This is a genomic window from Citrobacter sp. Cb031 (genome assembly GCF_030336725.1).
Lineage (GTDB): Bacteria > Pseudomonadota > Gammaproteobacteria > Enterobacterales > Enterobacteriaceae > Citrobacter > Citrobacter braakii.
The window spans coordinates 355,802-371,861 of the sequence record NZ_JAOWDA010000033.1 but is presented as its reverse complement, the minus strand read 5'-3'; the positions used below and the strand labels follow the sequence as shown (position 1 = coordinate 371,861).

Annotated in this window: 12 protein-coding genes and 1 pseudogene; 8 read left to right on the top strand and 5 right to left on the bottom strand. The window is 52.6% G+C overall.

Features of this window, described 5'->3' with window-relative positions:
- Positions 1–405: 405 nt before the first annotated feature.
- Entirely contained in the window at positions 406–1,959 is a 1,554-nt protein-coding gene (locus OGV93_RS15420; RefSeq protein WP_141875865.1) for an L-lactate permease, read from the bottom strand.
- Positions 1,960–2,539: 580 nt separating this feature from the next.
- On the opposite strand from OGV93_RS15420, the gene OGV93_RS15415 reads away from it, so the two are divergent.
- The 3 genes from OGV93_RS15415 to OGV93_RS15405 are packed head-to-tail and all read left to right on the top strand — an operon-like array spanning position 2,540 to position 5,382.
- Positions 2,540–3,259: a (Fe-S)-binding protein gene (locus tag OGV93_RS15415; protein ID WP_016155592.1), complete on the top strand. Its 720-nt coding sequence runs from the start codon at positions 2,540–2,542 to the stop codon at positions 3,257–3,259.
- Positions 3,260–3,269: 10 nt separating this feature from the next.
- Complete coding sequence (locus tag OGV93_RS15410; protein ID WP_016151552.1) at positions 3,270–4,697, top strand: LutB/LldF family L-lactate oxidation iron-sulfur protein; 1,428 nt, start codon at positions 3,270–3,272, stop codon at positions 4,695–4,697.
- Positions 4,690–5,382 carry a LutC/YkgG family protein gene (locus OGV93_RS15405; protein WP_016151553.1) on the top strand — a complete coding sequence of 231 codons (693 nt, stop codon included), beginning with the start codon at positions 4,690–4,692 and terminating at the stop codon, positions 5,380–5,382. Before OGV93_RS15410 ends, OGV93_RS15405 begins: the two co-directional genes overlap by 8 nt.
- 51 nt (positions 5,383–5,433) lie before the next feature.
- On the opposite strand, the pseudogene gntP reads toward OGV93_RS15405, so the two are convergent.
- Positions 5,434–6,774: pseudogene (gene gntP / locus OGV93_RS15400) on the bottom strand (gluconate permease GntP); the annotation flags it as partial.
- Positions 6,775–7,034: 260 nt separating this feature from the next.
- On the opposite strand from gntP, the gene uxuA reads away from it, so the two are divergent.
- The 5 genes from uxuA to OGV93_RS15375 all read left to right on the top strand — a co-directional run bounded on the left by uxuA (position 7,035) and on the right by OGV93_RS15375 (position 12,809).
- A complete protein-coding gene (gene uxuA / locus OGV93_RS15395; RefSeq protein WP_016151555.1) occupies positions 7,035–8,219 on the top strand; it encodes a mannonate dehydratase in 1,185 nt (394 codons plus the stop codon).
- Positions 8,220–8,297: 78 nt separating this feature from the next.
- Entirely contained in the window at positions 8,298–9,773 is a 1,476-nt protein-coding gene (locus tag OGV93_RS15390) for a fructuronate reductase (RefSeq protein ID WP_200084266.1), read from the top strand.
- A 221-nt stretch (positions 9,774–9,994) separates the two neighbouring features.
- Positions 9,995–10,768: a Uxu operon transcriptional regulator gene (uxuR, locus tag OGV93_RS15385; RefSeq protein ID WP_029139754.1), complete on the top strand. Its 774-nt coding sequence runs from the start codon at positions 9,995–9,997 to the stop codon at positions 10,766–10,768.
- A gap of 647 nt (positions 10,769–11,415) precedes the next feature.
- The gene (locus tag OGV93_RS15380; RefSeq protein ID WP_016151558.1) at positions 11,416–11,625 is read left to right on the top strand and encodes a hypothetical protein; all 210 of its coding nucleotides are present in this window, start codon (positions 11,416–11,418) and stop codon (positions 11,623–11,625) included.
- Between the two features lie 176 nt (positions 11,626–11,801).
- Positions 11,802–12,809: a porin gene (locus OGV93_RS15375; protein WP_287109676.1), complete on the top strand. Its 1,008-nt coding sequence runs from the start codon at positions 11,802–11,804 to the stop codon at positions 12,807–12,809.
- A 61-nt stretch (positions 12,810–12,870) separates the two neighbouring features.
- Here the strand turns inward: OGV93_RS15375 and OGV93_RS15370 are convergent, their stop codons facing one another.
- The 3 genes from OGV93_RS15370 to OGV93_RS15360 all read right to left on the bottom strand — a co-directional run bounded on the left by OGV93_RS15370 (position 12,871) and on the right by OGV93_RS15360 (position 16,028).
- On the bottom strand, positions 12,871–13,272 hold the full coding sequence (locus OGV93_RS15370) for a hypothetical protein (RefSeq protein ID WP_016155598.1): 402 nt from the start codon (positions 13,270–13,272) through the stop codon (positions 12,871–12,873).
- 190 nt (positions 13,273–13,462) lie between these two features.
- Positions 13,463–14,650 carry an MFS transporter gene (locus OGV93_RS15365; protein WP_206165042.1) on the bottom strand — a complete coding sequence of 396 codons (1,188 nt, stop codon included), beginning with the start codon at positions 14,648–14,650 and terminating at the stop codon, positions 13,463–13,465.
- 97 nt (positions 14,651–14,747) lie between these two features.
- The gene (locus OGV93_RS15360; RefSeq protein ID WP_287109675.1) at positions 14,748–16,028 is read right to left on the bottom strand and encodes a DUF445 domain-containing protein; all 1,281 of its coding nucleotides are present in this window, start codon (positions 16,026–16,028) and stop codon (positions 14,748–14,750) included.
- Between the last annotated feature and the right edge of the window lie 32 nt (positions 16,029–16,060).

Below are 16,060 nucleotides of genomic sequence, written 5' to 3'. Positions count from 1 at the left end.
CATGGCTTCGTCTGTGGGTCAGGGTGTTAAGAGCGTGCGGGCTGCGTAAGTGAAAGGGGAGAACATTTTTCTCTGCTGCCGGATGCGGCGCTTGCGCCTTATCCGGCCTACAAATGAGCGTGAAACGTAGGCCCGATAAGCGAAGCGCCATCAGGCATTAGCGCCAGGCATTACACGCGGAAGTAGCGTGGTGGGATCAACGCGGAAAAGGCGTCGAACTTCTTCACCATCTTTTTCCAGAACAACATAACAACAATCCTCGATTTGAAACATCGGCGCTATTTTAGTCAGCGCCGACAAATCGTAAAGCCAGTCGCTTCGTTTCGATCCTGAAGCGGTGTAAACCTTTTTGGTCACCGCGTCGTCAAATACGGTTGCCGTGAATTTGACGGGGTTGACAATGGATTACGCCATAAACCAGTAATAAAAGAGACCGACTTTCAGGCCGAGGATCACAATATAGGCGCAGCAGTATTTCATGGTGCCAGACATTATCTGGTTGGCCTGTCCGTCCATTTTGGTGGCTGAAACCGCAATGGCGATACTCTGCGGCGAAATCATTTTCCCCCCCGTTGCACCAGAAGTATTCGCCGCCGCGAGCCAGTTGGGATCGATATGCAGTTTACTGGCGGCAATGGTTTGCAGTTTGCCGAACAAAATATTCGAGTTGGTATCGCTGCCGGTAACAAACGTGCCCAGCGCGCCAATCACCGGGGCGAGGAAGACGTAGGAACTGCCGGTCAGATCGACAATCGACTGGGCCAGCGTGGAGATAATCCCGCTGAGATCCATTACCGTGGCCAGCGCGACAATCGCCATAATCGCCACAATGGAATTTTTAAGCTGGAAAATGGTTTTGATAAACACTTCCAGCATCCCGCGCGCGGACGCTCCCTGAATAAAACCGCCGATAAGGGTCGCAAAGATGATCAGCATCCCCGGCGTGGTCACCCATTCAACTTTCAGCGCCAGCGTGTTGCCGTCGGCGAGCGTGAAATGCAGCACCGAGGCCAGTTGGGACGCCGCGCCTTTGATCGTCGGGAACAGCGGTGAGCACAGTAGGATAAAAACAAAAATAAACAGATAGATAGAGCCTACGCGGAACAACACTTTTGCCGAGCGCGGCGTGGTTTCGCGGGTATGGCTGACCTCAATGCGCCACTCGGGATCGGTTTTCCCTTTGCGCAGGCGGCTGACCATCGCCACGGCAAACAGGCTGACCAGGCTACCGGCAAAGGCGGGCAATTCCGCGCCAAGATGAATGGCGACAAAATATTGCGGAACCAGCGTGGTGATGCCGCAAACCAGCGTGATCAGAAATACGCCACGAATGGCTTTCAGGCCGCCGCCAATAATGCAGACAATGACAAACGGCAGCAGGATATTAAACAGCGCGAGCTGCAGAATAATGGTTCCGCCTAAGGTATACACCGGCAGATTAACCTGTTCCGCCAGAATAGAAACCGGGATCCCGACCGCGCCGAACGCGGTGGGAACGGTATTCGCCACGAGGGAAGCGATCGCCGCCTTCAGCGGGTTGAATCCCAGCGCAATAAGAATGCCGATCGGAATGGCGACCGCAGTGCCATAACCTGCCGCGGCTTCAAGGAATCCGCCGAAGCACCATGAAATCAGTAGCACCTGAATACGCTTATCTTCGCTAATGCTGGCGAGAATATCGCGCAGAATATCCAGCGCCTTGGTCGCCTGCATGACGTTATAACTGAAGATGGCGCCGAGGATCACAATCACAATCGGCCATAATCCCTTCAGGGCGCCATAGCCTATCGCGGCTTTCAGATTCTGTACGGGCATTTCCCAGAATATGGCCGACAACGCGGCAGTGAATACCAAAGAGATCAACACGGAATAATGGATGGGCATTTTCAATTTCAATATTAAAAATACCATCAGTAGTAAAGGAGAGAGTGCCAGGGCAAACATAAAATATTCGTTCATTGCTATTCCTGATTGGTTCATTAAACCTGATTTATATTTATGGTGGGGAGGCTACATTGCTGGGTTAATAAAGTATGTAAACTGAATCGCTTCAGTGAATAAAGTAATTATGATTTGTAGTTTTGTAACTATTGTAATCTTTTAATTAAAATCCAATGCCAGGTAAATATACTTAAGAGTAAGTTGAATACCTATAAATAGTTATATGATAACCTTTTTAATAATGCTGGTGATGAGAATAGTAAGCACCTGAAACTGTTATTAAGGTGTTCATAACGCTGTGGTTTTAAATATAAAAATGTGAGCGAGACCGAAAGAAATAAACCTGGTTGTTGCATATGGGGGTTGATTAGGGGATTATTTGGTTTTGTCATACAAATGAAAATACAGACATATGCGACTGTCCTGACTTAAGAAGCGGAGAGTCGGCATCAAAGGAAAACGACCCGAGCATCACCATGAACCCAGGTATTAGTAAAAACAGCAAACAGAAAAACTGGGCGTGAAATACGGCTGAACCTTTGCTTGATATCGCGATATCAAGCGCAATAAACAGAAATGAAGCAATGGAGTAGTTATTGTGAATGTAAATTTCTTTGTTACCTGCATTGGTGACGCACTGAAATCACGGATGGCACGAGACTCCGTATTGCTGCTGGAAAAACTGGGTTGTCGCGTTAATTTCCCCGAGAAGCAAGGGTGTTGCGGTCAGCCAGCCATCAACAGCGGTTACATCAAAGAGGCGATCCCCGGGATGAAAAACCTGATCGCCGCCCTGGAAGACAACGACGATCCGATTATCTCGCCAGCAGGCTCCTGTACCTACGCGGTAAAAAGCTATCCGACGTATCTGGCCGATGAACCGGAATGGGCGCTGCGTGCCGAAAAAGTCGCCGCGCGTATGCAGGATCTCACCTCCTTTATCGTCAACAAGCTGGGCGTGGTGGACGTCGGCGCGAGCCTGCAGGGCCGCGCTGTCTATCATCCCTCTTGTAGCCTGACTCGAAAGCTGGGGGTGAAGGAAGAGCCGCTCACGCTGCTGAAAAACGTTCGCGGGCTGGAGCTGCTGACGTTTGCCGATCAGGATACCTGCTGCGGCTTTGGCGGGACGTTCTCTGTCAAAATGGCCGAGATATCCGGCGAGATGGTGAAAGAGAAAGTCTTACATTTGATGGATGCGCAGCCGGAATATTTGATTGGCGCAGACGTCAGTTGCCTGCTGAACATTGGCGGTCGACTGCAACGGGAAGGCCAGCCGGTCAAAGTGATGCATATTGCTGAAGTGCTGATGAGCCGCTGAGGGGAAAGAGATGTCGATAAAAACCAGCGATGTAGAATTTAAACTGCGCATTCGTCAGCAGATAGAAGATCCGATCATGCGTAAAGCCGTGGCCAATGCGCAGGAACGTATTGGCGCAAATCGACAAAAAATGGTCGATGAGTTAGGCCACTGGGAAGACTGGCGCGATCGTGCCAGCCAGATCCGCGATCACGTGCTGAGCAACCTCGACGCTTATCTGTATCAACTCTCCGAGAAAGTGACGCAAAACGGCGGCCACGTCTATTTCGCCAAAACCAAAGAAGAGGCCACCGCCTACATTCTGCAGGTCGCGCGAAGCAAAAACGCGAAGAAGGTGGTGAAGTCCAAGTCGATGGTGACCGAGGAGATCGGCGTCAACCATGTCCTGCAGGATGCGGGAATCCAGGTGATCGAAACCGATCTCGGGGAATACATCCTGCAATTGGATCAGGATCCACCTTCGCACGTCGTGGTCCCGGCTATTCATAAAGATCGCTATCAGATCCGCCGCGTGCTGAACGAGCGTCTGGGGTATGACGGCCCGGAAACCCCGGAAGCCATGACCTTGTTCATTCGCCAGAAGATCCGCGAGGATTTCCTGAGTGCCGAAATCGGTATTACCGGCTGTAACTTTGCCGTGGCGGAAACCGGTTCAGTATGCCTGGTGACCAACGAAGGCAACGCGCGCATGTGCACCACGCTGCCGAAAACGCACATTGCGGTGATGGGCATGGAGCGTATCGCGCCGACCTTTGCCGATGTGGATGTGCTGATCACCATGCTGGCGCGCAGCGCCGTGGGCGCTCGTCTGACGGGCTATAACACCTGGCTGACCGGCCCGCGTGAGGCGGATAACGTGGACGGACCGGAAGAGTTCCATCTGGTGATTGTCGATAACGGTCGCTCGCAGGTGCTGGGCTCTGAGTTTCGCGATGTGCTGCGCTGCATCCGCTGCGGGGCCTGTATGAACACCTGCCCGGCGTATCGCCACATCGGCGGACACGGCTATGGCTCGATCTATCCCGGCCCTATTGGCGCGGTGATTTCTCCACTGCTCGGCGGCTATAAAGATTTTAAAGACCTGCCGTACGCCTGTTCCTTATGCACGGCCTGCGACAGCGTCTGCCCGGTGCGTATTCCGCTGTCAAAACTGATCCTGCGTCATCGTCGGGTGATGGCCGAGGAGGGCATTACCCCGAAAGCCGAGCGACGTGCGATCAAAATGTTCGCTTATGCCAATAGCCATCCGGGGCTGTGGAAAGTGGGGATGATGGCGGGCGCGCATGCGGCAAGCTGGTTTATCAATGGCGGGAAAACCCCGCTCAAGGTTGGCGCGATTGGTGACTGGATGGAGGCGCGCGATCTGCCTGATGCTGACGGCGAGAGCTTCCGCAGCTGGTTTAAGAAACATCAGGCGCAGGAGAAAAAGAATGGATAACCGTACCGCGTTTTTAAACACCATCGCCCAGGCGCTGGGTCGCCCGCCGCGTTTCGAACCGCAAGCGGATGCCGCGCCGGTTAACAATTATGCCAACGAGCGCCTGACCGAACTTAGCCCGCAGCAGCGCTGCGATGCGTTTATCCAGTTCGCCAGCGAAGTGATGCTGGCCCGCTGTGAACTGACTCGCGAGGACCAGGCCGCAGAAGCAGCGCTACGTCTGTGTGAAGAATTGGGTCAGCCGGTAGTGCTGAGCGGCGACAGCCGACTGGTGGCGCTGGGCATCACCGAACGCTTGCAGCAGGAATGCAACGCCGTGGTCTGGGATCCGGCGCGAGGCAGCGAAAATATTACCGAGGCCGAGCAGGCGAAAGTCGGCGTGGTGTATGCCGAGTATGGCCTGACTGAGTCCGGCGGCGTGGTGCTGTTTTCCGCGCCGGAGCGCGGGCGTTCTTTGAGCCTGTTGCCGGAGTCCTCGATTTTCGTGCTGCGTAAAAGCACCATCCTGCCGCGAGTGGCGCAACTGGCAGAAAAACTGCATCAGAAAGCGCAGGCCGGTGAGCGTATGCCGTCGTGCATTAACATTATCAGTGGACCCAGCTCGACGGCGGATATTGAGCTTATCAAGGTGGTTGGGGTGCATGGCCCGGTGAAGGCGGTGTATCTGATTATTGAGGATTGTTAAGGCAGGAGAAAGAACCGCTCTGGGCTGTGGGCCAGAGCGGTATCGACGTGATGCAATCATGCTGATGATCAACACGATTACCAGGCCAACCACGGAGTTCACCAGCTCCAGCAGACCCCAGGTTTTCAGCGTATCCTTCACCGACAGGTCAAAGTAGCCTTTGAACAGCCAGAACGAGGCATCGTTGATATGGGTCAGGGTGTTGGAGCCAGCCGCCGTCGCCAGTACCAGCAACGCCGGATCGACGCCCACCAGTTGACCGGTTGCCGGGTCGAGAATGGCTGCGCTGATAATCCCCGCCGCCGTCATGGCTGAGACCACGCCCTGACCGGTTGCCAGACGAATAAGCACGGTTATCAACCACGCCATGATGTACGGAGAAATATTGCCGTGCGACATCAGCATACCGATGGTATCGCCAATGCCGGTATCAATAATGGTCTGCTTCAGTACGCCGCCCGCGCCGATGATCAGGATCACCATGGCGATGCTTTTCACCGCGTTTTCAAAGGCGTTCATCACCCACTGCATGTCGTGACCACGCGCGGTACCAAACAGCACGAAGGCGACAATCATGGCGATAAACATCGCAATTGGCGAGGAGCCTAAGAAGTTGACCACTTCCCACGCCTGCGTTCCTTTCACCAGCCAGATGTTGGCGATGGTGGTGGAGATCATGATGATCGCCGGGATCAGCGGAACCAGAATAGAGATGCCGAAAGACGGTAGATTGTTCTGGTCAACCGGTACGTCGGCCTTCATGAATGACGGCGTCGGGCGATCGAGGTTGCCGAGGAACTTCGGCAGGATAAGCCCGGCGCAGATCACGCTCGGAATAGTCACCAGAATACCGTAGATGTAGACCATACCCATGTCAGCGCCGTAGGCGTTAACCAGCGCGACCGGACCTGGCTGCGGCGGGAACAGAGAGTGGGCGGTGGTGGCGGCGGCAACGGCAGGAATCGCCAGCTTGAGGAACGGGATCTTCGCTTCCGCGGCAATGACGATCACCAGCGGCGCCAGCATAATAAACGCCACTTCATAGAACATCGCCAGGCCAAAAATCAGACCAATAATGATCACCGACAGCTGCACATAGCGCAGCCCAAGTCGAGCCAGCAGCGTATGAGCAATCTGATGCGCCGCTCCGGAATCGACCATCAGCTTACCGATGACTGCCCCGAATACCACGATAATCGCCAACTCACCCAGCGTGCTGCCAAAGCCGGATTTCATGGTGTGTAGCAGCGCCATTAAGTCCATACCCGCCAGCATGCCGACCGAGAGCGCCGCCAGCAGCAGGGCGACCATCGAGTTTATTTTGAATCTTAGATTGAGCACCAGCATCAGACCGATGCCGAATACGACCCACAGAATATTGAGAACATGCATATAACGTCTACCTTTATTGGTTGAGCTATTATGATTTTGGTTGAGATGTTATATGTATTGGTTAACCATTGATGCGATGAATGTCACATTGCGTTACATGTTTACATCTTTACTGCGCTTTATGGCCGTAAAATGGCGATCTAATCAGCAAAAATCGTGATTTGGTTAACCAATTTATTCCTTCAGGTTGACATGTCATACCAAAAGGAGGAATTTATGTGCCATATCGTCGAGTCCATAACGTAAATGAGGAATAAAAGATGGAACAGACATGGCGCTGGTATGGTCCTAACGATCCGGTCACCTTAGCGGATGTACGTCAGGCGGGTGCCACGGGCGTGGTCACCGCCTTGCACCATATCCCGAACGGGGAAGTGTGGACGGTTGATGAGATCCTAAAACGTAAAGCCATTATTGAGCAGGCGGGCCTGGTCTGGTCGGTCGTCGAAAGCGTACCGATCCACGAAGATATTAAAACCCGTTCTGGTAACTATCAGCAGTGGATCGCCAACTACCAGCAAAGCCTGCGTAACCTGGCCCAGTGCGGCATTCGTACCGTGTGCTACAACTTCATGCCGGTTCTCGACTGGACCCGTACCGATCTGGAATACGTCCTGCCGGACGGCTCCAAAGCGCTGCGTTTTGACCAGATTGAATTTGCCGCCTTTGAGCTGCACATCCTCAAACGTTCGGGCGCGGAAGCGGATTACACCGCCGAAGAGATTGCTCAGGCGAATGAACGCTTCGCCACCATGAGCGATGAAGACAAAGCGCGTCTGACCCGCAATATCATCGCCGGTCTGCCGGGCGCGGAAGAGGGCTATACGCTTGACCAGTTCCGCCAGCATCTTGCGCGTTATAAAGATATCGATAAAGCCGCACTGCGCGAGAACTTTGCCGTCTTCCTGAAAGCAATTATTCCTGTGGCGGAAGAAGCAGGCGTGCGGATGGCGGTACACCCGGACGATCCGCCACGCCCAATCCTCGGCCTGCCGCGCATTGTTTCCACCGTGGAAGATATGCAATGGATGGTCGATACGGTTAACAGCATGGCGAACGGTTTTACCATGTGCACCGGCTCCTACGGCGTCCGGGCGGACAACGATCTGGTCGACATGATCAAACAGTTTGGCCCACGCATTTACTTTACCCACCTGCGCTCCACGCTGCGTGAAGATAACCCGAAAACCTTCCATGAAGCGGCGCATCTTAACGGCGACGTCGATATGTACGAAGTCGTGAAAGCGATCGTTGAGGAAGAGCAGCGCCGTAAAGCCGAGGGTAAAGAGGACCTGATCCCAATGCGTCCGGACCACGGCCATCAGATGCTTGACGATCTGAAAAAGAAAACCAACCCAGGCTACTCCGCGATTGGTCGCCTGAAAGGGCTGGCGGAAGTGCGTGGCGTTGAGATGGCTATCCAGCGCGCTTTCTTTAGCCGCTAAAGCGAGTTGCCGGTCACCTGTCTGGCCGGCTTTTTCTTTTCTCTTCCGTTGGTCATTCAACGGGTTCTGGAGTTCACGATGACAACGACAATTGCCAATAGCAACCTGCCGGTAGCTCGACCTGCATGGGACAGCTCGCGCCTGCAATCCCGCATTGTTCACCTGGGATGCGGCGCATTTCACCGCGCGCATCAGGCGCTGTACACCCATCATCTGCTGGAAACCACCGACAGCGACTGGGGGATCTGTGAAGTTAACCTGATGCCGGGTAACGACCGCGTGCTGATTGAAAACCTGCGCAAACAGCAACTGCTGTATACCGTGGCGGAAAAAGGCGCGGACAACACCGTGCTGAAAGTGATTGGCTCGATGAAAGAAGCGTTGCACCCGGAGCTTGACGGCTGTAATGGTATTTTACGGGCTATGGCGCGCCCGCAGACGGCAATTGTCTCGCTGACGGTCACGGAAAAAGGCTACTGCACCGATGCTGCCAGCGGACAGTTAGATCTCAATAACCCGCTGATTAAACACGATCTGGCGAATCCAGGCGCGCCGAAATCGGCGATTGGTTACATCGTACAGGCGCTGCATCTGCGTCGTGAGCAAGGGCTTGCGGCCTTTACCGTGATGTCCTGCGATAACGTGCGTGAAAATGGTCATGTGGCGAAAGTCGCGGTGCTGGGTTTGGCGCAGGCGCGCGACCCGCAGCTGGCGCAGTGGATTGAGGCTAATGCCACTTTCCCGTGCACCATGGTTGACCGCATTGTTCCGGCGGCGACGCCAGAAACGTTGCAAGAGATTGCCGACCAGTTGGGCGTGTACGATCCGTGTGCTATCGCCTGTGAGCCATTCCGTCAGTGGGTTATCGAAGATAACTTTGTCAACGGTCGCCCTGACTGGGATAACGTTGGTGCGCAGTTCGTTGCCGATGTGGTGCCGTTTGAAATGATGAAACTGCGTATGCTCAACGGCAGCCACTCTTTCCTCGCGTATTTGGGCTATCTCGGCGGTTATGAAACTATCGCTGATACCATGACAAATCCGGCGTACCGCAAAGCGGCGTTCGCGCTGATGATGCAGGAGCAAGCGCCGACGCTGTCGATGCCGGAAGGCACCGATCTTAACGCCTATGCGACGCTGCTCATCGAGCGTTTCAGCAACCCATCACTGCATCACCGCACCTGGCAGATTGCGATGGACGGCAGCCAGAAATTGCCGCAGCGCCTGCTGGATCCGGTGCGTCTGCATCTGCAAAACGCCAGCGACTGGCGTCACCTGGCGCTGGGCGTGGCGGGCTGGATGCGCTATACCCGTGGCGTGGATGAACAGGGGCAGGCCATTGATGTTGTCGACCCCTTGCTGGCTGAGTTCCAGCGCATTAACCAACAGTTCCAGGGGGCCGAACGCGTGACGGCGCTGCTGGGGCTGAGCGGCATTTTTGGCCATGATCTGGCGGAAAACGCTGATTTTGTGGAGACAATTATCGCGACGTATCAACAGCTGTGTGAACACGGCGCACGCGAGTGCGTTGCGGCGTTAGGCGCTGACGCATAATCCCCGAAGTATGACGGGTCAATCAAAATGCTGATTTGGTTGACCCGTTTTCTGTTTTTGGCTTCCCGCAAATGCTATAGTTCAGGCGAAAAAACGTTTTTTGTAGGCTTGATAAGATGCGTCAGCGTCGCCATCAGCCAACGGCACAGGTGCCGGATGGCAGCGCATGTGCCTTATCCGGCCTACGGATCTGAATTGACGCATCTGACGGACATAACACGATGAAATCGAACACTTCTCAACAAAGACCCTACCAGGAAGTGGGTGCAATGATCCGCGATCTGATTGTCCAGACGCCGTACCAGCCCGGGGAGCGTTTGCCGCCGGAACGTGAAATTGCTGAGATGCTCAACGTCACTCGCACGGTGGTTCGCGAAGCGTTAATTATGCTGGAAATTAAAGGTCTGGTGGACGTGCGTCGCGGCGCCGGGATCTACGTACTCGACAATGCAGATGCGCAGACCATCGACAGTACGGATGTCAATCATTGCAATGACGCGGGTCCGTTTGAGCTGCTGCAGGCGCGACAGCTGCTGGAAAGCAATATCGCCGAATTCGCCGCGCTGCAGGCTACGCGTGAAGATATCGTTAAAATGCGCCAGGCGTTACAGCTGGAAGAGCGGGAGCTGGCCTCCAGCGAAGCGAACGGTTCTGAAAGCGGCGACATGCAGTTCCATCTCGCCATAGCCGAAGCCACGCATAACAGCATGCTGGTGGAGCTGTTTCGCCAGTCATGGCAGTGGCGTGAAAACAACCCGATGTGGATCCAGCTCCATAGCCACCTCGACGATACCCATTACCGTAAAGAGTGGATGGGTGACCACAAACAGATCCTGGCGGCATTAATCAAAAAGGATGCCCGCGCAGCCAAGCTGGCAATGTGGCAGCATCTGGAAAACGTCAAACAGCGCCTGCTGGAGTTTTCAAATGTTGATGATATCGACTTTGATGGCTATCTGTTTGATTCCTGGCCGCTGGATAAAGTTAACGCCTGATTTTCCTTTCTCTCCCATGCGGGCTGTTGCAGCCCGCGCGACACTTTTCAGCACAAAAGCTTATTGCATAACAACGCTTTTTCCTCGTCATGAACGTCACGTAAAAAAAGCTTTCCATCACCTCAGATGATGATTTTTCCTCCGTCGTTACGCGGTGAAAATTGATTTATATCAATTAAGAACAACTTATTTTTGCATGCGAAAAAATGCATTGTTTACCTTATTTTTACCTTTCCGTGCTTATTTTTAGACAAAATGGGCCTGTGTTAAGTGAGAATCAAACTGATTTCCGCGGTGGTCAGAGCGAGGCAGCCCGGAATAACAGTGCATAAAAACAGGCGCTTCACGGAAATGTAGACATTAATAACGGCACGTAACTTATTGGCTGTAATGATGTTTTGATTTGAGGTCATGCTTATTGTCAATAGTTATGGCTTTTTTAATCAAATGAATAAAAGTGAATATATGTAAAGTTAAAATTACACATTATTCTATAATCAAGTTGTCTTTCATTTGAAATGCTGTTCCAGTTTTTTGTCCGTTATTAACAGTTTCATTACTATTGTCACTGTATTTTGCCGTTGACATGTTTTTACACTGACTGCATATTTCATCGCCATAAGCGTGTTTGCGTTCAGGAGATGATAATGCCCTCTCGAGATTACCCCGATATTAGAAAGGCCAGGGGTACCCGTTCAAAAGATATGGTTCTTTTAAGTGCCCGTGTCGATACCTCTCTGTGGGAATATGTTCGTACGCTGGCATTTGAAACCCGTAAAAGTAAACAAGATATTATTGCCGAAGCAATAATGTTATATCGCTCTGTTAATGAGAGCGTAAACGAAGAATCCAAGTAATTACTCTCTGTTCGGGTTTTATTTAACCCCAAATGATATGTGTCTTGCCACTTTATTATTACCTTCATTGGTGTGTTAGAGGTTTTCCCCTTTTCCATAGGGGGCTTTTTTATGCGGGTATTCTGCCTTCATAACAAAGTTGATAGCAAAATTCACAATTAAAAGTGAGTAATAACATGAAAAAGTCAGCAATGGCATTAGCTGTAATGGTATTAGGGGTAACCTCCGTTCATGCAGCGGAAATTTATAATAAAGATGGCAACAAACTGGATCTGTACGGCAAAGTAAAAGCGGTCCATTCCTGGACTGGCGGCACCGATGCCGACGGTACATACGCGCGTCTGGGTTTTCGCGGTGAGACACAAATCAACGATCAACTGACCGGTTATGGCCAATTTGAAAGTCAGTTTGATGCCTCTAAAGCAGAAGGTTCTCAGAATGGCGTCAATACACGTCTGGCGTTTGCTGGCCTGGATTATGGCCATGACGTTAGCTTTGACTACGGTCGTAACTACGGTATCGCTTACGACGTGGGAGCTTACACTGACACTCTTTCAGAGTTCGGCGGCGACTCCTTTGAAGATGCTGACCGCTTCCTTACTTCACGTACTTCTGGCGTTGCAACACTCCGCACCAAAAATCTCTTTGGAGCCGTTGATGGTCTGAACATTGGTGCGCAATACCAGGGCCAGGATGACACTAACACTAGCCCGGCAAAACAGCATGGCAATGGCTATGGCTTCTCCCTGGGTTATGACAATATTGCGGATTCCGGCGTATCTGCGATTGCGGCCTACACCACCAGTGCGGTGACTACTCTGCAGAAACGAAGCGGCTGGGATGGCGAGAACGCAGAGTTCTGGGGCGCGGGTCTGAAATATGATGCTAATGCCATCTACGTCGCGACCATGTACGGCGAGTCCCACAACCTGATTCAGAAGGCGGATAAAGCTGAGCACTTTGAAGCAATGGCTGCGTATGTGTTTGATTTTGGTCTGCGTCCGAACGTGGGTTACGTTCACGCGCGTGACAACAACAATAATGACCTGACCGAATACGTTGCGTTGGGCACGGATTACTACTTCAACAAAAACATCGTGGCTGATGTGGGTTACAAAATTAACCTGCTCGATGGCAAAGACGACGACAACAAGGTTGTTGCGGGTCTGACCTATCAGTTCTAGGTTTTTGTACTGATATGCAAAAGGCGTCTTAGTTAAGACGCCTTTTTTACCTCTGCCGTGTTTAAACTGGCTGACTCTCTTTCACCTGTCCACCGCTAAACAGCCATTGCCAGATGCCCACTTTTACCCATGCGACCACGCAGAGAATCAGGTAAAAAAGTGGATTATGCGTAATGGTAACGTACATGACCTCCATTAAATCCACATGCAAATTTCCGGCAATTGCCATATTGATAACAAAAATTGAGGCTACCGCGCTGGCCAGTAAAATAAATACGGCCTGAAGCTGGGTTATCTCTGGTAACCTGCCAGAGGCCCATTGCCATAAAAATGTTGTTGTTAACAGGAATATAAGAAACAATCCTAACGCGCCAAACAGGCCAAAGTCTTTATAATCCTTTAGCGTGCCAATTAAACCCACCAAAATAATTAACCCCAGTAGTATTTTTTTAAACCATGACATGTACTTTTCCCGAAGATAGTGTTGATGCTGAGTTAATATGTCCATTTTTACGCATTTTAAATTGAGTTTATAAATGAACAGCCGGGGATTATAAATTGTCTGGCGGGTAATTGCCGATTATTTGTGGTTTATTAAATGTTGACATTTGATTGCGGACTAATCCTAAGATACCTGTTTATAAGGTTGTCGATTATACCCTTTTGGGGGAGGCGAAATGCTGTTTGTATAATTGTGTGAGGCTGATCAGTGCCGCAATAAACAAGGCGACGGCACCGCATAGCGTGGCATTAACGATCGCTTGAGCGCCGCTTCCTAGCAGGCTGGTTAAGAGCGGCCCGAGTATTTGCCCAATACCGTAAGTCAGGGTGACCAGGCCCAGCAGATTAATATTGCGCGGTACGCTAAGTTGACGGGCGAGCGGCATGACCAGCGAAGTGGTCCCCATAAACGTTGCGCCAAAACCCACGCTGCTTATCACCAGCAGCGGCAAGGAGTCGCTGGCGAGCGTCATGACCACGCAGGCACTTTGGATCAGTAAATTCGCCGTCAGGCATTGCAATACCCCCCAGCGTCGGGCAGCCCACAGCCAGGCGAAACAACCCGGAATAATCGATATGCCGACCAACGACCAGAGATGGGCCGTCAGCAGCGGCGACCCGGCACTTTTCGCCATCAGTGGCAGGTATGTAGCGACAATGATGTAGCCAAATCCGGCCAACCCATACAGTAGCGCCAGCAGCCACCAGGACATAGGCTGATGCTCTGTTTTTACCGGTGTGGCGGCGGGAAGCGCATGGTCGCGAGATGGCAGGAGCATAACGAGTAGCACAAAGAACAGCGCGGAGGCTGCCGCTGCCCCCAGCCAGAGCGTGTGTGATGACAGCGCAAAATGCAGACCGCTGATGACATATTCATTGCCCAGCAAAATGCCTGCGCCAACGCCGGAGAACAATGCGGCGATCACGAAGGGATGCCGGGTATGATGCAGGACGATCATCGAACCAAAAATCATCATACCGGCACTGGCGATGCCTGCCAGAAAACGGATCAGCATCACCAGCGTGGGCTGCTTAACGCTTGCCATTGCCAGAATCAACCCTGCGGTAGCGAGCGCAGAAGTTAACAACATCGGGCGTAAACGTGAGGGAAGATGGAAGAGCCCGAAGGAGAAGAGCAGGCTTCCCGCCAGATATCCGGCGTAGTTGGCGCTGGCAATCCAGGAGAGCTGGTCAAACGTAAACTGACCTTCCGACAGCAGTACCGGGAGCATCGGCGTATACAGAAAGCGTCCAATTCCCATGCCCAGCGTTAAGACCAGCATGCCAAAGAGCGCGACGCTGATGGCATGACGATTTGAATCGGGGCTTCCCTGGGACATACGGACTCTCATTTCACGCTGTTAGTTTGATAATTGTTATATTACATGTGCAAATGATAATGAAAAGTAAAATAAAAACAGGGATTTTACTTTCTCCTTAAAAATTCGCCAGCGTCAGCAGGGAAGGAATTTGCGACAACAGATATAACACCAGCCCAATAGAACCGCCGACCAGCGTGCCGTTGATGCGGATAAACTGTAAATCTTTACCGATGTTTAGCTCAATTTGCTGCGACATATCGCGCGCATCCCAGCTTTTCACCGTGTCGCTGATGTGGCGCGTCAGGAAGGTGGCGAACTCCGGCGCAACTTTATACGCGGCCTGCTCCAGATGCCCATTCAGTGAGGCGCGCAGGGCGCTATCGGCAACCAGTGTTTCGCCGAACCACTGTCCGGCGCTGGCGATGCGCTGCTTCACGCGCGAATCGTCAGCGTTAATGTCGGTTTTCACCCACTGGCGCAGGTCTGCCCACAGTTCGCCAAGATAACGGTTGAAGGCTTCGTCTTCCTTCAGATAGTTTTTCATGCTTTCGGCCCGCACGGCCATCTCCGGATCGTGTTTGAGCTTATCGATTAGCTTAAACGTGGCGCGATCGAAGGCGTGGCGGATCTGATGCGCCCGATCGTGGCTGATGTCATCCAGTAAGGAATTAACGGCATCAGACACCAGTTCGGCGCTGTGCTCGCCCAGCCATTCAGTCGGCAGGATCTTCGCTTTCAGCGGATGCTCGGTCTCCAGCCAGTGCACGATCTGTCGGGCGATAAACGCCCGCGAGCTGTCGCGCTGGAGCAGGGCGATAAGTTGGGCGATCAATGTGTCGAGCAACACCTGATGGCGGTTGTTTTTGGTCATGCTTTCCAGCATCAGCGCGCTGGTACCGGAGAGATCGACCTTGTCGATGGCTTTGTGCACCGCCCGCTTGATCAGCCGCTGAATGCGGGCGTCGTCGGTGAGTTCGAGAAAACCGCTCATGATCTGCAGCAGATGCTGGCCAATTCGCTGGGCGTTTTCCGGCTGGCTGAACCAGTTACCGATCAACAATGCCGGTTCATGGCGGCGGATCAGGGCGATCAGGGACTGGGTGTCGAGAAATTTGTCCTGCACAAACTGACCGAGATTCTCCCCGATCCGATCCTTATTGCGCGGGATAATCGCCGTATGTTGCGAGATGAACGGGATTGGTACCCGACGAAAAAGCGCCACCACGGCGAACCAGTCCGCCAGCGCGCCGACCATCGCCGCTTCGGCGATCGCTTTGATCCCGAGCACCCAGAAGTTAGGCGGCAGAAACAGCGTGATGACGAAGGTAGCGGCGGCCATCAGCAGCAATGAGAGCGCCAGTCGCTTGGCGCGTTTGAGTTCAGCAATTTTATTCATAGGCTTAAGGATAGAGCCAGACGGGGGGATCG